The organism is Mucilaginibacter sp., assembly GCF_039935595.1.
Taxonomy (GTDB): Bacteria; Bacteroidota; Bacteroidia; order Sphingobacteriales; family Sphingobacteriaceae; genus Mucilaginibacter.
The window spans coordinates 1-19874 of the sequence record NZ_JBDTJZ010000206.1 but is presented as its reverse complement, the minus strand read 5'-3'; the positions used below and the strand labels follow the sequence as shown (position 1 = coordinate 19874).

At 41.8% G+C, this 19874-nt stretch carries 18 protein-coding genes; 8 read left to right on the top strand and 10 right to left on the bottom strand.

Annotated elements, in window-relative coordinates; translation table 11 throughout:
- Window positions 1–62: 62 nt before the first annotated feature.
- Genes ABI367_RS14525 through ABI367_RS14505 form a run of 5 tightly spaced genes read right to left on the bottom strand, consistent with a single transcriptional unit; the run spans window position 63 to window position 3539 of the window.
- On the bottom strand, window positions 63–455 hold the full coding sequence (locus ABI367_RS14525) for a hypothetical protein (RefSeq protein ID WP_462228488.1): 393 nt from the start codon (window positions 453–455) through the stop codon (window positions 63–65).
- Between the two features lie 10 nt (window positions 456–465).
- Window positions 466–1272 carry a DUF4097 family beta strand repeat-containing protein gene (locus tag ABI367_RS14520; protein WP_462228487.1) on the bottom strand — a complete coding sequence of 269 codons (807 nt, stop codon included), beginning with the start codon at window positions 1270–1272 and terminating at the stop codon, window positions 466–468.
- A gap of 32 nt (window positions 1273–1304) precedes the next feature.
- Window positions 1305–2138 (bottom strand): hypothetical protein, encoded by an 834-nt coding sequence (locus tag ABI367_RS14515; protein ID WP_462228486.1) that lies wholly within the window; start codon window positions 2136–2138, stop codon window positions 1305–1307.
- A 10-nt stretch (window positions 2139–2148) separates the two neighbouring features.
- A complete protein-coding gene (locus tag ABI367_RS14510) occupies window positions 2149–3021 on the bottom strand; it encodes an anti-sigma factor family protein (RefSeq protein WP_462228485.1) in 873 nt (290 codons plus the stop codon).
- Window positions 3022–3023: 2 nt separating this feature from the next.
- A complete protein-coding gene (locus tag ABI367_RS14505) occupies window positions 3024–3539 on the bottom strand; it encodes an RNA polymerase sigma factor (RefSeq protein ID WP_462228484.1) in 516 nt (171 codons plus the stop codon).
- Between the two features lie 307 nt (window positions 3540–3846).
- On the opposite strand from ABI367_RS14505, the gene fabG reads away from it, so the two are divergent.
- The 3 genes from fabG to ABI367_RS14490 all read left to right on the top strand — a co-directional run bounded on the left by fabG (window position 3847) and on the right by ABI367_RS14490 (window position 7463).
- Window positions 3847–4590 carry a 3-oxoacyl-[acyl-carrier-protein] reductase gene (gene fabG / locus ABI367_RS14500; protein WP_462228483.1) on the top strand — a complete coding sequence of 248 codons (744 nt, stop codon included), beginning with the start codon at window positions 3847–3849 and terminating at the stop codon, window positions 4588–4590.
- An 86-nt stretch (window positions 4591–4676) separates the two neighbouring features.
- The gene (locus ABI367_RS14495) at window positions 4677–5267 is read left to right on the top strand and encodes a hypothetical protein (protein ID WP_462228482.1); all 591 of its coding nucleotides are present in this window, start codon (window positions 4677–4679) and stop codon (window positions 5265–5267) included.
- Window positions 5268–5378: 111 nt separating this feature from the next.
- Window positions 5379–7463 carry a vWA domain-containing protein gene (locus tag ABI367_RS14490; protein ID WP_462228481.1) on the top strand — a complete coding sequence of 695 codons (2085 nt, stop codon included), beginning with the start codon at window positions 5379–5381 and terminating at the stop codon, window positions 7461–7463.
- Between the two features lie 48 nt (window positions 7464–7511).
- Here ABI367_RS14490 and ABI367_RS14485 read toward each other — a convergent pair whose 3' ends face one another.
- The 4 genes from ABI367_RS14485 to ABI367_RS14470 all read right to left on the bottom strand — a co-directional run bounded on the left by ABI367_RS14485 (window position 7512) and on the right by ABI367_RS14470 (window position 10240).
- Window positions 7512–8495: a type I phosphomannose isomerase catalytic subunit gene (locus ABI367_RS14485; protein WP_462228480.1), complete on the bottom strand. Its 984-nt coding sequence runs from the start codon at window positions 8493–8495 to the stop codon at window positions 7512–7514.
- A 5-nt stretch (window positions 8496–8500) separates the two neighbouring features.
- Entirely contained in the window at window positions 8501–8686 is a 186-nt protein-coding gene (locus ABI367_RS14480) for a type II toxin-antitoxin system HicA family toxin (RefSeq protein WP_462228479.1), read from the bottom strand.
- Window positions 8687–8902 (bottom strand): type II toxin-antitoxin system HicB family antitoxin, encoded by a 216-nt coding sequence (locus ABI367_RS14475; protein WP_462228478.1) that lies wholly within the window; start codon window positions 8900–8902, stop codon window positions 8687–8689. It lies immediately after the preceding gene.
- A gap of 108 nt (window positions 8903–9010) precedes the next feature.
- Window positions 9011–10240, bottom strand: a complete 1230-nt coding sequence (locus ABI367_RS14470) for an NADP-dependent isocitrate dehydrogenase (protein WP_462228477.1) — start codon at window positions 10238–10240, stop codon at window positions 9011–9013.
- 147 nt (window positions 10241–10387) lie between these two features.
- Here ABI367_RS14470 and ABI367_RS14465 point away from each other — a divergent pair, with 147 nt between their 5' ends.
- The 3 genes from ABI367_RS14465 to ABI367_RS14455 are packed head-to-tail and all read left to right on the top strand — an operon-like array spanning window position 10388 to window position 12056.
- The gene (locus ABI367_RS14465; protein WP_462228476.1) at window positions 10388–10828 is read left to right on the top strand and encodes a hypothetical protein; all 441 of its coding nucleotides are present in this window, start codon (window positions 10388–10390) and stop codon (window positions 10826–10828) included.
- 42 nt (window positions 10829–10870) lie between these two features.
- Window positions 10871–11578: a hypothetical protein gene (locus tag ABI367_RS14460; RefSeq protein ID WP_462228475.1), complete on the top strand. Its 708-nt coding sequence runs from the start codon at window positions 10871–10873 to the stop codon at window positions 11576–11578.
- 58 nt (window positions 11579–11636) lie between these two features.
- A complete protein-coding gene (locus ABI367_RS14455; protein WP_462228474.1) occupies window positions 11637–12056 on the top strand; it encodes a hypothetical protein in 420 nt (139 codons plus the stop codon).
- A gap of 61 nt (window positions 12057–12117) precedes the next feature.
- Here the strand turns inward: ABI367_RS14455 and ABI367_RS14450 are convergent, their stop codons facing one another.
- Window positions 12118–13926: a DNA polymerase III subunit gamma/tau gene (locus tag ABI367_RS14450; RefSeq protein WP_462228473.1), complete on the bottom strand. Its 1809-nt coding sequence runs from the start codon at window positions 13924–13926 to the stop codon at window positions 12118–12120.
- 173 nt (window positions 13927–14099) lie between these two features.
- Here ABI367_RS14450 and ABI367_RS14445 point away from each other — a divergent pair, with 173 nt between their 5' ends.
- A complete protein-coding gene (locus tag ABI367_RS14445) occupies window positions 14100–19364 on the top strand; it encodes a PKD domain-containing protein (protein WP_462258096.1) in 5265 nt (1754 codons plus the stop codon).
- A 9-nt stretch (window positions 19365–19373) separates the two neighbouring features.
- Window positions 19374–19874 (top strand): PorP/SprF family type IX secretion system membrane protein (locus tag ABI367_RS14440; protein WP_462228471.1); only part of this gene is annotated, 501 nt, incomplete at its 3' end.

The following is a 19874-nucleotide window of genomic DNA, read 5'->3' as shown; positions in this document are numbered from 1 at the left end:
TAAAACGGTTTGTCGTATTGCGTACAAGTTACGCTAAACTTTAACCAGCGACTGCATAACCATCAAAACTCATCCGCCGTCGACCGCCCCTCAGCAAAAGGCGAGCTATAAAAACTAATGGTATTATGGTGCATGTCAACGCTAAATGTCCACTCGGATGTTTGGTCCGTTTTTTTGGTTATAACATCTTCGCAGCCGAAAGTAAAGTTAATATCCAGCACTATCCTAAAACTGCCATGCCCCGTTGTAATATTGTATTGTACCCTATCAAACGTTATGAGGGTAATATCCGGCGAGCCGGCCTGTTTAAACTCGCGCTGCAGTTCGTAGGTTAGCTGTCGGTAATAAGTGGTATCAGGAGCAAAAAAACGATCCATGAACACGGTGATATCCGGGCTGGCATTACTTAAAACATGAAGCTGTGCGATATTCAGGCTGAATGATAGGTGTTCCATAAAACGGGATTTATTTCTGCTTTCGCAAAAATACGTTTCCATAGTTTGTATTTACAACTATAGAGGGGCCGCCTCCATTTAAATCGCCCGAAAAATTACTTGATCGCCTTTTGTTAACCAGGTTAAGGTTTGAATATATATCACCATTACTGGTATTAACATCAATGGTGGCTTTTGCATTTTCAGGAACTGAAATATCTACGTCGGCCGTATGTGCCGAAATATTTATTAACGGTTTAGGATTGGCATTAGCATTTGGCCATTTTATATTAGTGATAATAATTTTTGAACTAACTATGGTATTGGAAGAAAAGGTAATCGGGCCGGTTACATTGTTTACTTCAGTTACTAAGGCGGCACCGTTTATTTCCAGCTCACCTGTCAGGTCCTTTAAAGAGATCTTACTAATCTCTGATTGCATAAATCCCGCTTTAAGTTTAAGATGAATGTTTCTTGGCACTTTTATTAATAATACTTTATCATTCTCTCTCAACCATATGAAAACTTGTTTTGGATCTGCCGGCTGTGCAGGTGGATCATACATTACTTTCCTTTCATAAGAATATTTTGCGATCGAACTAATATTGGCTAATCCGCGGGCTTCTTCCGGCTCCGATTTTGAAGACGCTGCATCGTAAGTATGGATGGTTAACTCGTCCCCATCATATCCTTCTATGTATATAGCCGTACCATATATATCCAGTTCAACAGAGGGTGCCGATTGACCCTTAAAAGAATGCTTTATAGGTAATGTTTGCTGTGTAAAGCCTGTTTTGAACAACACTATAAATATTAATAACAGTATACTTTTTTTCATGACTGATCAATTAATAAACGGTTTGATTTTGGTTACTTCTGTTGTTTCCTGATATAAGTATTCCCCCTGTTGGTGTTGGTATTATATAAAAATACTCCTACCCCACCGCCATTTACCTTAAGAATACCCCCTTTAGACCCATTGTTAGATAAGCTTGCCAAATTCAGATCGGAATAAATCTCACCATTAGCTGGGCCGGGGAACGAAGTAATGGTGGCTTTCAGGTCCTCGGGAAGTGTGATATCAATATCGCCCGTTGAACTGACCCCATATGCGTAGGGTCCAACGGCATCTTGCTTCCATAAAATATTTGACAGGATAACCTTTTCGCCCCTACCCATAACCCTAAACGGACCGGCAACATTGCTTACATAAATTGTTCTGATCATCCCACTTACGTCAAAAGGGCCAACAAAATTTTTAATGGAAAGATAAGCGCCTAAAGTCATGTTATTTGCATTAATAGAGACGTACAGGTTATTGGGTACCTTAATATGCAGGTATTTACATTGGGTCGGCGCACTTATCTGATATGACATATTGCTTCCTGATGCTGTTAATTTATAACTGATATCATTATTTTTCTCTGAGGGGCGATCATCTAATTTTACCAGTTTTAACCCTTCAGCTTCGGGCGGAGTAATTTTTTTTAATTTATTGGTAATGTCTTCTATGATCAGGCTATCGCCATCATACCCTTCCATATCAACAGATACTTCTGATGTATTAACGGTGATGCTTTTTGTTTTATCTACCGGTATTTTTAAGCTTTTTAGGGTATTTGCTGTTGGAGTACCCAGCTGTGTTTGGGCATATCCTACTGTTAAACGGAGACCAATAGCTGCTAAAAAAATTATCTTTTTCATATTCTAATATTTAATTCAGAAAACTTTCAATACTGCCCTTAATTTTGTTCTGCACAATAGCATCGGTGTTCTTATTTTCAAGCAAGGTTATCAGTTGCGGAATAGCCAATTTTGATTTTGCACTAACCAACAGGTCTACAAGCGAGTTTTGAACCAAGAGGTTATCCTGGCTATTTAACCCGCTTATTAACACTTGTTGCACATTTTGTAAGCTAATTAAGGGGCGTAATGAATTAATAACTGTTAACCTCACATTAGCATTGGGATCCTCCTGCAGCGCAAGCTCCAATAATTTCAGGTCACCATCGCTTAAGTTTTTTTGTGCCGATAATTTCATTACCGCATCAATACGTTCAGACACATAAACCGATCTTAGCTGTTGTGCCATTTTAGTATTGTTATCATTTATAATAATTTCTTTTTCCGGTTTGATAGCACTATTGACAGGGTGCCTAACTGCAAGTACAGGTTCGGGTTTTAATTGCGGGGTATTTATTGCCGGCTGTTTTACTAACACCGTTTTATACTTGTACTTAATTACCTCAGGCGGCGAAGCCGTAAACCGGCCAACAACAAACATGATTATACAAGCAGCAATAGCTGCTGCGGCTTTTATCCACGAGGCGTTTATTTGAACAACCCGCGCACCTTTAGATCGTTCATCTACCCTCTCGTTTTGCAGCATAGCATAAAACTGCTTATCCATTGCTGCCGACGGTTCTTCAGTACCATTAAGCTCCTGCCACACCACAGCCATTTCTTCTGCTTCTTGCTTTAAATTTGCATCCTGCTCAAATATTTTTTCCAACCGCTGCCTGTTCTCCGGCGATATTTCGCCATTGGCATAATCAGCCAGCAACTGTTCAATTTCTTCCCTTTTCATGTTCAACTTATTTTAAAATAAACTTCACGCAAACTTTTAATAGCTCTAAAAGCTCTTGTCTTTATCACACCTACACTACAGTTATTAATTTCGGCTATCTCCTCGTACTTTAAACCACCAAACCTGCTCATTACTAATACTTCCCGATATATATCAGGTAGCAATTTTAACGCATGATGCAAAGTTTGGTGGTCGTCATCAAATTGTGTATAGGTTTCAGGTATTAGGTAATTGTCATTAATATCCTCTTGCTTCACCTGCTGTCGGAAATCATGATGCTGTATGTTCCAGGCTATACTGTATAGCCAAACTTTAAAATTGCCATCTTCTTTATAGGTATGCCTGTACTTTATCATTTGGTAAAAAACCTGCTGCACACCATCTTCGCCTTTGTCCTTATCGTTATTATTTTTATAAACAAAAAAGTTATACAGCTGCTTCTTATAGCGCTCGTACAAAATGGCTGCTTTGTCCAGTTCTCCGTTTTTAACATATAGCATCAAAGACTCGTCAGTCATTCTGTAATAAGGCTCCTTTATTAAATAATAGTTCAAATTACAGAAAAGGTTACATGGGTAGATAAAATAACTTCTCGGCTTACTTACTTTTCCAACTCCTGCTGGATTAAGCGTCAAACATACGCCCACGCTTAACTTAAAATACATTCAAGTGTTGACATTTGAATGGGCGGGTTTCACCTCTCGTAGAAATGACATCGGAGTATACAATTAACCATGATCTATGAACCATGAACCAACTACAAACCTTTCGCAGTTTCGCGCTAAATAAGTATCTTCACCGCCCGAAACGGATTTTTAAAAGTTTATGAAATTATTAGAAGGAAAAACCGCGTTAATTACCGGCGCGTCAAAAGGAATAGGCCGCAAAATAGCCGAGAAATTTGCCGAGCATGGCGCTAATGTAGCTTTCACCTATTTATCGTCTGTAGAGAAGGGCCTGGCTTTAGAGCAGGAACTACAAAGTTTTGGCACCCAAATAAAAGGTTACCGCAGCGACGCGTCAAAATTTGACGAGGCCGATAAGCTGATAAATGATATCATAGCCGATTTTGGCACTTTACATATTGTGGTTAACAACGCGGGCATCACCAAGGATGGTCTGCTAATGCGCATGACCGAGGAACAATGGGACGACGTTTTAGAAGTCAACCTGAAATCTGTTTTTAACGTTACCAAGGCGGCATCAAAATTCATGATGAAAAGCCGCGAAGGCGTGTTTATTAACATGAGCTCGGTTGTTGGGGTTGACGGAAACGCCGGGCAGGCCAACTACGCGGCCTCCAAAGCGGGTATCATCGGCTTTAGCAAATCAATGGCTAAGGAGCTGGGCTCACGCAACATACGTACCAACGTAATAGCCCCGGGCTTTATCCGCACCGAAATGACCGACGTATTGGACCCTAAAGTGGTTGAAGGCTGGACAGCGGGCATCCCACTTAAACGTGCCGGCGAAACCGAAGACGTAGCCAATGCCTGTGTGTTCCTGGCGTCTGACATGGCAGCCTACATCACCGGGCAGGTTATTCCGGTTGACGGGGGAATGCTTTAAGAGATTTGGGAAGTCGGATTTTCGAGTTCGGATTTTTTTATCATATTAAAAACAGCATATTTGATATACAGATATGCTGTTTTTTTATGAATAAGATTTTACTTTTATTGGGGATTGTTATTCTGTTTGGATGTAATTCAAACCCAAAACAGGCTTTTCCAATTCCTAATGAAAAAGATATCAATGAAATTGTAAAAGCTGTTATTAAGGCAGACAGTGTATACTTTTCCGATAAGAAATTGTCTGTAGATTTGTATAAGATTAAAATTGTCCGGCCAAATTCAATTGATGGGGTTTATATTCCACCACCAGTGGGGGGAAATTTGAATATAAATCAATTGATTGATACCGTTCATTATAAGAAATTATTTTTCTCAAAAAAAGATTCTCTATATCTACTTTTCCAAAATGACACTTTAAAAAAATTTAGAATTGATAGTTCACTAGTAACTAATTTTAAAACAACTACCAATGCTATTCAAGCGCAAAATAGAAAAATAGATAAACCTGAATCATTCATTCAAATTTCAATACCGATATTCTCATTAGATCAAAACCATGCTTACATTCAAAATGACTATTTGTGTAGCACGTGTGGGGGAGGTATGGGTATTTTTTTAGAAAAAATTAAAGGTCATTGGAAAATTGTGCAAGCATTTCGCACTTGGTATAGTTAAGTTTTCCCTCAAACTTATTACATTCAAAATCTTTATCATTCACAATATTTTTGCATTTTGCAGTAACGTAAAAAGCGTATAAAGTAATACGTGTAGCGTAAAACCTGTTAAATGCTATTATTTTCAATAACCTGGGGTGCGGTTTCGGGATGGTGGGTGCCTGTATGCGTATTGTTGGGCCTATTATATGCCTGGCTGCTGTACCGCCAGCCGGTAAGTTTGGGCCCAAAAGTGCGGTATGCCTTGTTTGCGGCCCGTGTCCTGGTAGTAGCTATTATAGCTTTTTTACTCATATCCCCTCTTATCAGGTCGGTTAATTATAAGCCCGAAAAACCGCTGGTACTTATTGCCCAGGATAACTCACAATCTATAAATACCTTTAAGCCCAAAGGTTTTGACGCCAAAAAATTTGTTACCGAGTTGGCCCAACTTAAAAATCAGCTTGGCGACCAGTACGAGGTGCGCGAATTTAACTTTACCCATGATGTAAACGAAGGACTCTCGACAGGGTTTACCGGTAAACAAACGGATATTGCCGCCGCCCTGCGTGGTTTAAACGACCGCTTTGTTAACCAAAATATTGGCGCGGTAATATTAGCAACCGATGGCTCGTACAACCAGGGCAGCGATCCGCAGTATGAGGCGCGCAACTTTAAATCAAACATATACACCATTGCCCTGGGCGATACCATTGCCCGTAGAGATTTGTTGGTGGGTAACGTTAACTACAATAAGACCGCCTACCTGGGCAACGATTTTGAAATAGAGGTTTTAACCGAGGCCTACCAAAGCAAGGGCGAAAACATGAGCCTTACCGTAACCGAGGATGGCAGGCAGGTTTATAACCAGATCATAGCCGTAAACTCGGACGCTTTTAAAAAGGTAGTACCTATTAAACTAAGCGCCGATAAAAAGGGCATCCGCAAGTTTAATATCCATATTACCCCGGTAAAAAACGAGTTGTCTGTTCAAAATAACGACGAAACAATTTATGTAGAAGTACTGGATGTAAAACAAAAAATACTGGTGCTTTATGATGCGCCGCACCCGGACATTACCGTAATAAAACAAGCAATTGAAGCCAACAAAAACTACGAGGTTAAAACAGGTTTGGTAACTGACCTGCCCGGTATAAAATTCAGCGATTATAGCCTGGTGATGCTGTACCAGCTTTCGCCCAATAGCTTTGGTTTGTTAAGCAACCAGATAAAGGGTAAAACTCCGCTTTGGTTAGTGGCCGCCGGGCAAACTGATATCAGCAGCTTTAATAATCAGCAAAAAATAATTCGCCTCAATATTATGGGCACACTGGATATGCAGGAAGTATTTGCACAGTCGGTTACTGATTTTGCGTCGTTTACTTTTTCTGATTCTACCCGTACTAAAATTGCGCAAATGCCTCCTCTTATGGCACCGTATGGTAACTATAGCTTGTTGGGTGGCAACGTATTGTTTAAACAGCGTATTGGCGCTGTGCCCACCACCTACCCCTTGTTTGCGTTTGGTACTGACAATGGCAAACGCGAAGCCGTGTTAATGGGCGAGGGCCTGTGGCGCTGGCAGCTGGCCGAGTTTAAATTGTATGGAAACCACCATGCTTTAGAAGAATTGTTTAGCCAGAGCATACAATACCTTACAGCCAATGCCAACAGTCAGCGGTTTAGGGTGTACCCGGCAAAAAATATATTTGACGAGGGCGAGAACGTAATACTTAATGCCGAATTGTATAACGACGCGCTTGACCCTGTAAATACGCCCGACGTTAGGGTAAACTTTAAAAATACAGTAGGCAAGGACTATAGTTACCTATTCAGCAAAAATGGCACAAGCTACCAGTTGGATGCAGGGGCATTGCCTGTTGGCGAGTATACTTATGCTGCCAGCACCAAACTGGGCGACCACCTGTTTAACGCCAGCGGCCAGCTTACTATAAAACCGTTAAATCTGGAACTGCGCCAAAGTGCGGCTAATCATCAGTTATTAAGAAGTATTGCCAAACAAAGCGGTGGTAAAATGCTGCGTCCAACTGAGCTTGACCAGTTGCCTGATCTGATACGAAAAAACGAGAATATTAAAACCCTGGTATACGAGAACAAGCACTACAGCGATATTATTGACGTGAAGTGGATTTTCTTCCTGATACTGCTGCTGTTAACCGGCGAGTGGTTTATGCGGAAACGTGAAGGGGAGATTTAATTTATATAGACTTACGAAGTTTTAAAAACTTCGTAAGTCTAACATTCGTTACTCAATATAACTCTCTAAAATTTTAAACCCTGAAGTAGTTTCCATTTCTATTTTATCAATAGTTTTTGGCAGCAGTATGCTTTCGCCCATTTTTACGGGGTAGCTTTCGCCGTTGTAGTTTATGGTATATGCGCCCGCCAAACAAACTTGTATTACAAACGAATCGAGGTTGCTGTAATCCTTAGCCATATTCTCTGTAGAATCCAATACATTAGTGGTAAAGTAAGGGCAGGTAACCAACTCTACGGTTTCATTTTTTTCGGGCTGGTAGCGGGTTTTATAATCGGGATACTGTTTATAGTCAATAGCGGCTAACGCCTCCTGGGTATGTAATTCACGTTTATGACCCTGAGCATCCATCCGATCAAAATCATAAATACGATAGGTAATGTCTGATGTTTGCTGTATCTCGGCAAGCAACAGGCCCTTGCCTATGGTATGCACACGCCCGGCAGGTAAAAAGAAAACATCACCCGCCCTCGCATCTTCCCTGTTTAATATCTCCATAAGGCGGCCGCTGTTAAAATACTCCAGGTAGGTTTTTTCGTCCAATTCGCGGTTAAAGCCGGCTATTACTGTCGAGCCCGGGTCGGCCTCGATAATGTACCACATTTCGGTTTTACCAAATGAATTATGGCGTTTTTTAGCCAACTCATCATTAGGATGAACCTGTATAGACAAATCATCATTAGCGTCGATAAATTTGACCAATAATGGGAAGATATTGCCAAAATGTTTGTACACCTTCTCGCCTACCAAATCGGCACCATATTGCTCCAACAAGTCGGCTAACGATTCGCCATCAAGCGCCCCGCCGTCAACAATAGAAACATCAGATTTTACGCCCGATATTTCCCAGCTTTCGCCGCAGTTAGGCAGGTTGCCAAAATCTTTATGCAGATAGCTTTTTATTTTTTGGCCACCCCAAATTTTGTCTTTGTAAATGGGTTTGAATTTTAATGGATATAATGATGTAGACATGGATATTAGACAAAAGAGATTTCTAATTGTTTGCAAACTTTTTTACACAACAAGTTATCAAGTTCCTGATGCCTTCCTACTGCCGTTTGCCTTTGGTTTTTTGGATTGATATAGATTGAATGGTTAGCACCTTCCCGTAAAAGATAACAGCCATTCTTTTCAATATGTTTAATTAAAGCAGAACGCTTCATTTATATTAATACAAGTTCCTCTTTAATAGTGGATTTACCTAAGTATTCTTTTTCTGTAATCTGTTTATTGGCGTCTAATACTAGACGTAGGGCATCTATCAGGTTTTCTTTAAGCTCCTCAATGCTTTTACCCTGCGACATTGCAGCCGGCACCTCTTCTACCTGACCAACATACCAGCCATTTTCACCTTGTTCAATAATTGCAGTAAACTTCATATTCAAATATAATCAAAAATTATATGATGTAAAGCGATACAAAAAAGTCCGCATAGAAACTATACGGACCTTTAATATTATCGTTAGTAGACGCAAAATATTGCGTCTCTATTTATTTAACTTCTTTTTCAAATTCTCGTTAATCGCTTCCAAAAATTCTTCGGTATATAAATAATCAATGCCGTGTTCAACTTTTGGTTTAATTGTAATGGCCAGATCTTTGGTCATTTTGCCACTTTCTACTGTTTCAATACAAACCGTTTCTAAAGCTTTACAGAAATCGATCAGCTCCTGGTTGTTATCTAACATACCACGAAATTCCAAGCCCCTAGTCCATGCGAAAATAGATGCGATAGGGTTAGTTGATGTTGGGCGGCCCGCCTGGTGCTCGCGGTAGTGGCGGGTTACGGTACCATGCGCAGCCTCGGCTTCCATTACGGTACCGTCAGGTGTAACTAAAGTCGAGGTCATTAAACCTAACGAGCCAAAGCCTTGTGCTACGGTGTCGCTTTGTACGTCGCCATCATAGTTTTTACAGGCCCATACAAAGTTGCCATGCCATTTAAGGGCCGATGCAACCATGTCGTCAATTAAACGGTGCTCATAAGTAATGCCGGCAACGTCAAATTTTTGTTTGTAATCTGCCTGGTATATCTCTTCAAAAATATCTTTAAAACGGCCATCGTATTTTTTAAGGATGGTGTTTTTGGTTGATAAATATAAAGGCCAGCCTTTCATTAAAGCCTGGTTAAAGCATGAGTGTGCAAAACCGCGGATAGACTCGTCAGTATTATACATAGCCATTGCTACGCCATCACCCTTAAAGTTAAATACTTCAAATGATTGCTCGGGGCCACCATCTTCGGGTGTAAATTTAATGGTCAACTTGCCTTTGCCTTTAGTCACAAAATCGGTAGCGCGGTACTGATCACCAAAAGCATGACGGCCAATGCATATTGGAGCTGTCCAGTTGGGTACCAAACGCGGCACGTTTGCCATTACAATAGGCTCGCGGAATACTGTACCATCCAATATATTACGGATAGTTCCGTTTGGCGATTTCCACATTTGTTTTAAGCCAAACTCTTCTACACGTGCTTCATCCGGTGTAATGGTGGCACATTTTATACCTACGCCATATTGTTTAATAGCATTTGCGGCATCAATGGTAACCTGGTCGTTAGTTTCATCGCGGTACTCCAAACCAAGGTCGTAATATTTAATATCAAGATCCAGATACGGGGTTATCAGTTTATCTTTTATAAATTTCCAGATAATGCGGGTCATTTCATCGCCATCCAGCTCAACTACCGGATTATTTACTTTAATTTTTGACATACCAGATGCTTATTTTTATGGTTAATGGCCGCAAAGATAGGAAATTACACCCTATCAATTATGCTTAAAATTTGTAAAATAGTGGTTAATTTTCAATAAATTCGCCAGTGGTATTGTTTTATTACACAATCTCTTTAATTTTAGTAAATGAAAAAGTATCTGGTATTATTAACAATAATTATTGTGTTCCTGGGGGGATGCAAATTGGATGAAGCCGGTTTCCCTATAGCTGGTAGCAGCCTGCTTATTGGTAAGTGGTACAACAAAAGCACAACCACCTATACTCCTCCACAAAATGGCGGGGTGGTAAGTTTTACTATTAATAATAATTATACCACCAGTGATTATTTATTGTTTGATGTAGGTACTGTAACTGCATCCATTATCGGCTTGCCGACAAATACTTACAAATACGTTTATCAGGGCTCTACATTAACCCTTACTTCAAATGTTGACCCAACTAATATAGAAACATCAACGGTGCAAAAACTTACTGCTGATAGTTTGGTTTTGGTAAGTACTGCAACTATTACAATTAACGGGGCTATCACCCTATCAACAGTAACTGACCATTATGCGCACAAATAACAAGCGTTATCAAATTTACAATTCACTATTTGCACGCCAACTATGGAACTTAATATAAAAAAATATCTTTTTGCGGTGCTAATATGTTTGGCTACCTATAATGCTAAGGCACAACTGGGGTATGAATATGCACAGTACGACCTGGGTTTTGCGGGCGGTTTGAATACGGTATATGGCGATGCCGAAACAAAAACCACCACCAAATCATTACACGTTAATTTTAATTACAATGTAAGCCCGTTTATTAACTATGTATTTGAAGGGCAAACCGGCGATTTGCGCGGCGGTGATGCAGCGACTACCCCCAGCGGCCGGCAGTTTACCAATAATTTTACGGCCTTTGTATTTAGAGGGCAGGTACAGGCCGGCGAAATAATGGACTACTCGCATAGCCGGATAGCAAACGCGTTAAAAAACTTTTATTTATCTACCGGCATAGGCTATGTTATTAGCCACATGACGTATATCAACCGTAATTCTATTTTAATACCCGGATACAGTACCGATGGCCTTGATAACAGCAACCAGCTATTTATACCCGCGCGTATTGGATACGAGTTTAAGGTATTTAATAAATATAACCAGCCTTCATTTAAAGTAGACCTGGGTTATCAATACAATTTTGTGTTAGGCGATAATTTAGATGGCTTTACAGCAGGCACAGCAAAAGATGCTTTTTCCCAAATAACCCTGGGGTTCAAGTTTGCTTTGGGCGGTTTTACATCCTACAGAAAACAAATTAGTTATTAAAATCCTGTAAACTGGTTTTTTGGCAGGGTTTTTATTGTAATATACAAAACCTACAGCTATGAGCAATAACAATTCAAATTCTCCCTTCGACAACGAAAATAGCGACAGGGACAGGACCTTAAAAGATGAATTAGGCGAAACCATCGATAAGGAGCAGTTAAAATTTAACGCTGCTGATAACAGCTATGAATACGATGTAAAAAGCGATGATCCGAATTACGATCATCCCGACCCTTATAATACTTCTGTTAAAAATGGTGCCGATATGGATTCTACCTATGACGAGGCCAACCCTTATGATGCGGTAGACGAATATATACCCAACGAAAGCCTGGAAGATGATGTAGAAATTTTAGGCATGCACGTTGACGATGGTCAAATTGTTGACGTTGACCCTATTGACGAGGTTTTGTCGCGCACGCCCGAAGATAATCGTGATGACCTGGACGAGGAAGGTTACCCTAAGAATGACAGGTAATACAATAATAAACAATGTCATTTCTACGGTTGGTCGAAATGACATTGTTTAATAATTGTTTCTAATCAAAATCCAAGTTAAACCGTTTTTTAAGTTCCAGCAACTGCGGATTTTTTGCTGCCATATGCTGAAATTTTTCCTGGCTGGTATACGGGCGCTTTACCACCACCTGCTCATCAATACGGGTTATAACATCAATATCAAAATTGCGCAGGGCAGTACGTAAATAGTTCAGCAGGTCGGGTTTTTCGTTTTTAAACAGGTCTTCCTGTATCTTATTCTCTACAACTATTTCAAAAGTATAGGGCCTTAACATTTTTGGCACTTCTGAAATAAATATGGTAAACAAATTCATTTTACCCTGTGCCTTAATATTGGCCGCATGGGTGTTCCATACTTTTAAAAAATCATCAAAAGTAAAATCATCCTTTGCCGTACCTTTTATATAAGGGTCTTCTTCCTTTATTACCTCATCGGCGGTTTTGCCAATATCTTTTAACGAGGGTATTTTTACCGATGTTGACGGTGTATTCAAGTTAGGAATAACCGTTTTTGGCTTATCAGCTTCAAGTGTAGGTACTGGGTTTACCGGAGTTGCTTCGGCAGGTGTTTTATTAACTTTTGTGGCGGTATAAGGTGCGGGATCTTCGTTAAGCATTGATACCGGCACAGGTGCCTGGGGCTTGGTTAAAGGCGCGGTTGTTGAGGTATCAGGTTTTTTTTTTAACTGCTCGTTGGTGTCGGGCATTGCGGCGGGCATATTGCCTAAATTAAAAACCGATGGCAAGTGGCACATTTTAAGCAGGGCCAGTTCTACCTGTAGCCGCTGGTTTTTACTAAGCTTATAATTCAGGTCGCACTGGTTGGCTATATTCATGGCCGAAAGCAGGAACGATATGCTGGCCGCCTGCGATTGCTGTAGATATTTGACCCTGATGCCTTCGCTTACTTCCAAAAGCTTTAGTGTGGTAGCGTCCTTACCTACCAACAGGTTACGGAAATGCTCAGAAAGGCCCGATATAAAATGTGCGCCATCAAACCCCCGCGACAGTATCTCATCAAAAAGCAACAGGGTTTTGGCAGTATCCTCGGCAAGCAGGCTATTGGTTAAATTAAAATAATAATCATAATCCAATACGTTCAAATTATCAATAACCGAACGATAGGTGACCTTCCCATCAGAAAAGCTAACTATTTGGTCAAACATAGATAGCGCGTCGCGCAACCCGCCGTCGGCTTTTTGCGCTATAATATGCAGGCCATCCGTTTCATAGCTTATATTTTCTTTACCGGCTATTGATGCCAGGTGCGTGGCCATGTCATCAACCGTAATACGGTTAAAATCAAATATCTGGCAACGTGACAGTATAGTAGGCAGTATTTTATGCTTCTCGGTAGTAGCCAGTATAAATATGGCATATTGGGGCGGCTCTTCCAGCGTTTTTAAAAACGCGTTAAATGCCGCCTGCGACAGCATGTGCACCTCATCAATTATATAAACTTTATAACGCGCGCCCTGCGGGGGTATGCGCACCTGATCAATTAAACTGCGTATATCATCAACCGAATTATTTGATGCAGCATCAAGCTCGTGGATATTAAAGGAGTTGCCGTTTTGAAACGTTCGGCATGAGTCGCACTCGCCGCAGGCTTCGCCATTTGGCTGCAGGTTGGTACAATTTATGGTTTTGGCCAATATACGCGCACAGGTAGTTTTACCAACACCCCGCGGCCCGCAAAACAAAAATGCCTGCGCAAGCTGGTTGTTTTTAATAGCGTTTTTTAACGTATTGGTAATATGTTGCTGACCAACAACGGTTTCAAAAGTAGCTGGGCGGTATTTGCGTGCCGAAACAATAAAATTATCCACAGCCACTAATATAGCAACAAAATAGCGCTATCAAAACAGCGTTACTTAATAAAATTTATAACCTAAAAGAGTAACCTTTAGCCCCTATGTTACGTAATTGCTGTACCGGCTTTTTTGAAAATGATTAATTATATTTGATACACATCTATCACTCTCGCAAACAGGGCGTTAGTATGTTGGTTAATAAGATAGTAGGCGCTTCAGATTTTTTTAGAGACACCATGTTTAAAACCACTGTAAGGTATATATTACTTGCTTTACTTACCATTTTTGTGGGTTTGGATACCTATGCACAAACTATTACTATAGGCACTATTGATCCGGGCCCATATGCCCCCGGCTCAACTATAGCTGTGCCTTTTCATGTTGACGATACAGGCGGTTGCATTGGTAAAGACAACACGTATCAACTGTACATCTCTGACGCTTTAGGCTCGTTTGCTGCTTCAACAACACCGGTGGCTACCAGCGCGCCAAATACCTTTTATGCTACCTTTTTAAACTATATACTGCCGGCCGGCCTGACACCTGGCAACTATAAATTTATGGTTAAAGCTACCCGACCGACACCCGGAGTTAGCAGCATCGCTTCGGCAGCTGTAGTTGTGGCCGTTGGTACTCCTGTAACGGCAGGTGTTACTTCATTTTCAACTATTGGTACGGGTAATGAAACGTTTGGGCAATGTAACAACCCAGCAAACCAATATACTTTTAGCGACGGCAGCGCTGCTGCAGCAGTAACCTCAACCGCCAGCTTTTTTAACGAATCAACCCAAACTCCTGAAGTAATTGACCAAGATATTAAAACCGATTATACCTTTACCGCCGCCCATACCAATTACACCATAATTGCCAAATCGGTTAGTGCTACGGGTACGGTAAGCACCAAAGCCTATACATTAATTAATAACCCGATTACATCGTCAATAAGGGTAGTAGGTAATAGTACTGTTTGTATTTCGCCCGGCTCTGGTGGTACCGCATCGCTTACTTACGAGATAGACCCCGCAAGTATCCAATCAAATTACCCGGGTAATTTATACACTATTTCGTGGGGCGACGGTGCAACGACAGTGCTTACATTTTGCGACATACGGGCATTAAACGGGTTGGTAACCCATCCGTACACCCGGGCCTCGTGTGGCAACCCACTACCCAATCAAAATAATAAATTTGAAGTTGATGTTGACATCAGCAACACCTATTGCGGCCCTGTGGGCAATCGTGTGGTTACTTATGCTGCAATATTAAAAACACCAATTAATACTATACAAGGCCCGGCAAATGTATGTACAGGGCCTCAGCAGGTAATTTTTAATAACCTGTCTGCACCGGGGCCTGATCCAAACTCAACAAGTCTGCTTTGTACAGATAACCCCAATGCCAGGTATATATGGCTGGTTAACGGGGTGGTGAAAGCAGCAGGCTATAAACAGACTGATCAATTTAAATACGCGTTTCCTACCCACGGCACCTATACAATAACTCTGCGCGAGCAAGTAGGCAATGGTTATTGCCCTGCTGCTGACGGTGTATTTACTGTTTGTGTGCAAGACCCGCCAACTGCATCATTTACTATACCTGCAACACCGGTTTGTATAAGTGCGCCGGTTACGCCTACCAATACAACCAACCCCGATGTTATTTGCAATGCAGGTTATACATACATCTGGACAGTAGACAAAAACACCTATACGTTCGGCGGCGGTACTACACTTAATAGTGTTCAGCCGCAATTTAATTTTACAGCAGCGGGTACCTATAACTTAACTCTACAAGTTACGGCTCCAGGCGGCTGCACAAATACAAGCCAGCCTCAGCAAATTGTAATCGCTCCCACACCCACAGCCACATTGGCGGCGGATCTTTTTTTGTGCGGTAAAGGGCAAACCATAAATTTTGATAACACGCGGGTAACTTTTACGGGCGCGTCCTCTACCGAGGGTTCCCTATTTTTATGGGAAGTAGCCGGTGGCGGCGGGTATCATTTTGTAAATAGTACCACGGCAAATAGTGAATACCCGCAAATATTGTTTGACGATTTTGGGGTCTACCATGTAAAAGTTACCCGCAGTAACGCGTGCGGCGACGCCATTGGCACGCAGGATATTACCTTCCAAAACGCACCCACGGTTGATGCGGGCACCGTACCCGCTATTATTTGCCAGGCACCTACAGCCGGCACACCTACCGTTGTGCACCTGAATGGTACTGTAAAAAATGGCACCGTTACGTCGCCAATATGGACTACAAGCGGCTCCGGAACTTTTTCTCCAGCTACCAGCCTGGTAACCGATTATACCCCATCAAATCAGGACTATTTAAACGGCTCAGTAGTGTTAACATTGTCTGGCAGTACCGGGCTGTCTGGTGCTTGTGCCACCGTAACGAGCAGCATAACGCTTAACTTAACCAAAAGAACAACTATAACCAGCGCCACTTCCAATTCTATCTGTTCAGGTAATAATGTAGGTTATACTATGACGGCTAATAACCCGGGCAGTAGTTTCACTTGGACGGGAACAGTTACAAGTGGTTCTGCTTCCGGCGTTACAGCGTCAGGCACGGTGGCTTTAATTAATGACCAGTTGGTTAACCTTACCCCTACCATTGATGCGGTTATTAAATATACCATTACACCAACCAACGCAAACGGATGCCCCGGCGACCCTTTTGATTTTACTGTCACCGTACCATCTGTTCCGGTAGTAACGTTTACACCGCCTCTCGCTATTTGCAGCAACAGTCCTGCTGGTATTAATTTCACATCGAGCCCCGGCACCCGTTATACCTGGAGGGTAAGTTTACCGGCTGGCGTAACAGGGGGGCGCGATCAGGCTGCATTTACCAATAACAATACCATAACCGACAGATTGGTTAATAACAACCCTACTACCGCAACTGTTGTTTATACTGTTACACCCTATAATTCAAATAGCACCTGCCCCGGTGCGGCGGTATCAATTTCGGTTGACGTATATCCTGCACCCGTAACCTCAGTTGCAGGCCAAAACCAGTCTTTATGCGGCCAAACCAGTTATGTATTGCAAGGCAACAGCCCCGGTACAGGAACGGGTAAATGGACCGTAGTGTCGGGCACGGGGCTAACTTTTGCTGATGATACCTCGCCTACAACAACCGTATCCGGCCTCGCTTATGGCTCAACATACACCTTAAAATGGACCATCACATCGCCAAATGGATGTACGTCAGAAAGTTCAATAAATATATCAGTAACTGCTGCCACTGTGGGCGGCATTACGAGCGGTGCTGATACAGTTTGCGCGGGCAACAACAGCGGCAACATTACGCTAACCGGCCGGGTAGGTAATGTTTTACGCTGGGAACGATCAACCAACAGTGGCGTTAATTGGCAAACGGTACCGGGAGGTAATATAGCTGATACGCAATCCTACTTAAATCTTACACAAACCACACAATACCGGGCTATTGTTCTAAATGGAAGCTGTAATATCGACTCGTCAACCGTAACTATCATAACTGTAAACCCGCCCGCGGTTATTGCCACAGCAGGTGTTAATCAAATACTGTGTAATTTTAATACCACTACCTTAAACGGTAATGACCCCGGTATTTTTGTAGGCATCTGGACACAAACCAATGGCCCGTCGGTAACTATTACTGATATACATAACCCCAAAACTACAATAACAGGGCTTACTGGCGCCAATACATATACATTTAGGTGGACAATAACCGGCCTGCCCCCCTGCGCTGATAGTTTTGCCGATGTTACCATTACCAATAATGCCGACGTTGTAGCCAGCTTTACCACCAGCCCAAAAACCGGCTGCGGTAACTTAACGGTTAATTTCACTAATACATCAAACAACCAGCCGAGCGCTGTTTTTAAATGGAACTTTGGCGATGGTTCTACGTCAAATACAGCCAGTCCGCAGCATATTTTTGCGCAGCGCACAGATGGGCGCGATACCACTTATTATATATCATTGGCAGTAATAAGCAATTGTGTGCAAAGGCCGGCCATTATTGATTCGGTATTAGTAAGGCCCGCAACGCCTATAGCGCGTATATTACCTGTATCAACCAATGGATGCGGTAATTTTGCCATCAATGTTCAAAACACATCACCGGGCAACAATGTATCGTATGATTTTTATTTATATGATGGCAATATATTGGTACAAACAATAACTAAAACTGATAAAACCAATGCCATATTTAATCCCATAAGCACCACTGTTCGTAAAACATTTACTGTATATATGATAGCTACCGGTTATTGCGGCACCACTAACGAAAGCACGCATGTACCTATTGTAATATCCCCCTCAGATGTTGTGGCACAAATGTTTATACAAAATGATGTACACGCCGGCTGTGCCCCGTTAAATGCAACATTTGTTAATAATTCGTATGGGGGTAACAACTTTTATTATACCGTTTACGATGCCAATAATAACGTGGTTGATAAACCTGTGGCCAGTACAGCTTCGTTACCTTATACCTTTACAAAAGCGGGCACTTATTTTATCACCATAACAGCCATTAACTCGTGTGGGATGAATGAAAGCCCGCGTACAAGGGTTGATGTTTTCCCGGTGCCTACGCCATCTTTTGTTGCTGATGTTACTACAGCCTGTAAAAACCTGCGGGTAACGTTTACCAATAACACCGTTAGTAACGAACCTAATACTCCGGCCACATCGTTAGTGTACGACTGGGATTTTGGCGATGGCACAACACACTCGGTACTTTTTGCACCCGTACATTCCTACGCAAAAAGCGGCACATTTACGGTTACTTTAACAGCCACCAATACGGCTTCGGGATGCAGCGATGTATTTACAAGGCAATCATATATTGTTATTAATGCCCCTCCGTCAACAGCTTTTAGCGCGCAACCCGATAGTATAATATCTATACCTAATTACACCATGTCGTTTGTTGATAAGACCAAGGGTAATCCAATCACTTGGAAGTGGCAATTTAGTGATGGGCAGGTTTCTAACAAGCAAAACCCCATTGTTACATTTGCCGATACAGGCATCTATAAAGTAACGCTTACTACCAATAATACTATAGGGTGCGATAGTGCCTTAACCAAAACCGTAAGGATAGATGGCGTACCCGGGCAATTATATTTACCTAATGCGTTTATGCCTAATAGCGCCACTAATGATTTGAGAGTATTTAGGGCAAAGGGGTCGGGTATTAAACAATGGCATCTGCAAATATTTAATATTTATGGTCAGTTGCTTTGGGAAACAACTAAACTTACTACAAAAGGCGAGCCTATGGAAGCATGGGACGGCACTTTTAATGGGACACCTATGCCGCAGGGAGTTTACCAATGGCAGGCCAGCGCCACTTTTATAAATGGCAACGAATGGAAGGGCAACGCCTATGGTACCGAACTGCCAAAAAGGGTGGGTTCAATACATTTAATTAAGTAAACAAGAAGCATGATAAACATTAAAAAAAAATGCTTTTTGCTCTTAACACTACTGCTGCCCTGCTCGGCAATATTTGCGCAGGATCATATTTATACTAAATTTTTCGAGTCGCCAATTTACCTTAACCCTGCGCTTACGGGGCAATTTGAAGGCGATTTGCGTACTAACCTGATATACCGCAGCCAATGGACATCATTACCGGGCAACCTTAATTATACCACGGCATCAATTGATTATAACATGCCCAGGTTTGGCGGCGGCGTAGGTTTGCTGGTAACCCGCAGCAGCGAGGGCACAGCCTATCTTAATAAAAACAGCATAGCCGGTACTTATGCGTATAGTGTAGGCTCCGAAGGTTTTGTACTGTCATTTGGTTTGCAGATTGGCGTAACTAACCGAACTATTGACCGCAACAAACTGGTTTTTATTGACCAGATAGACCCCCGACTGGGATTTATACCCGGTTCGCCAACAGCGGCGGAAGCATTGATATTTGACAATCGCTTTTAT

What these genes read in the sequence shown, in the direction of transcription:
- ABI367_RS14525 (WP_462228488.1), bottom strand. Translation starts at nt 455, where the DNA reads ATGGAACACCTATCATTCAGCCTGAATATCGCACAGCTTCATGTTTTA.
- ABI367_RS14520 (WP_462228487.1), bottom strand. Translation starts at nt 1,272, where the DNA reads ATGAAAAAAAGTATACTGTTATTAATATTTATAGTGTTGTTCAAAACA.
- ABI367_RS14515 (WP_462228486.1), bottom strand. Translation starts at nt 2,138, where the DNA reads ATGAAAAAGATAATTTTTTTAGCAGCTATTGGTCTCCGTTTAACAGTA.
- ABI367_RS14510 (WP_462228485.1), bottom strand. Translation starts at nt 3,021, where the DNA reads ATGAAAAGGGAAGAAATTGAACAGTTGCTGGCTGATTATGCCAATGGC.
- ABI367_RS14505 (WP_462228484.1), bottom strand. Translation starts at nt 3,539, where the DNA reads ATGACTGACGAGTCTTTGATGCTATATGTTAAAAACGGAGAACTGGAC.
- fabG (WP_462228483.1), top strand. Translation starts at nt 3,847, where the DNA reads ATGAAATTATTAGAAGGAAAAACCGCGTTAATTACCGGCGCGTCAAAA.
- ABI367_RS14495 (WP_462228482.1), top strand. Translation starts at nt 4,677, where the DNA reads ATGAATAAGATTTTACTTTTATTGGGGATTGTTATTCTGTTTGGATGT.
- ABI367_RS14490 (WP_462228481.1), top strand. Translation starts at nt 5,379, where the DNA reads ATGCTATTATTTTCAATAACCTGGGGTGCGGTTTCGGGATGGTGGGTG.
- ABI367_RS14485 (WP_462228480.1), bottom strand. Translation starts at nt 8,495, where the DNA reads ATGTCTACATCATTATATCCATTAAAATTCAAACCCATTTACAAAGAC.
- ABI367_RS14480 (WP_462228479.1), bottom strand. Translation starts at nt 8,686, where the DNA reads ATGAAGCGTTCTGCTTTAATTAAACATATTGAAAAGAATGGCTGTTAT.
- ABI367_RS14475 (WP_462228478.1), bottom strand. Translation starts at nt 8,902, where the DNA reads ATGAAGTTTACTGCAATTATTGAACAAGGTGAAAATGGCTGGTATGTT.
- ABI367_RS14470 (WP_462228477.1), bottom strand. Translation starts at nt 10,240, where the DNA reads ATGTCAAAAATTAAAGTAAATAATCCGGTAGTTGAGCTGGATGGCGAT.
- ABI367_RS14465 (WP_462228476.1), top strand. Translation starts at nt 10,388, where the DNA reads ATGAAAAAGTATCTGGTATTATTAACAATAATTATTGTGTTCCTGGGG.
- ABI367_RS14460 (WP_462228475.1), top strand. Translation starts at nt 10,871, where the DNA reads ATGGAACTTAATATAAAAAAATATCTTTTTGCGGTGCTAATATGTTTG.
- ABI367_RS14455 (WP_462228474.1), top strand. Translation starts at nt 11,637, where the DNA reads ATGAGCAATAACAATTCAAATTCTCCCTTCGACAACGAAAATAGCGAC.
- ABI367_RS14445 (WP_462258096.1), top strand. Translation starts at nt 14,100, where the DNA reads ATGTTGGTTAATAAGATAGTAGGCGCTTCAGATTTTTTTAGAGACACC.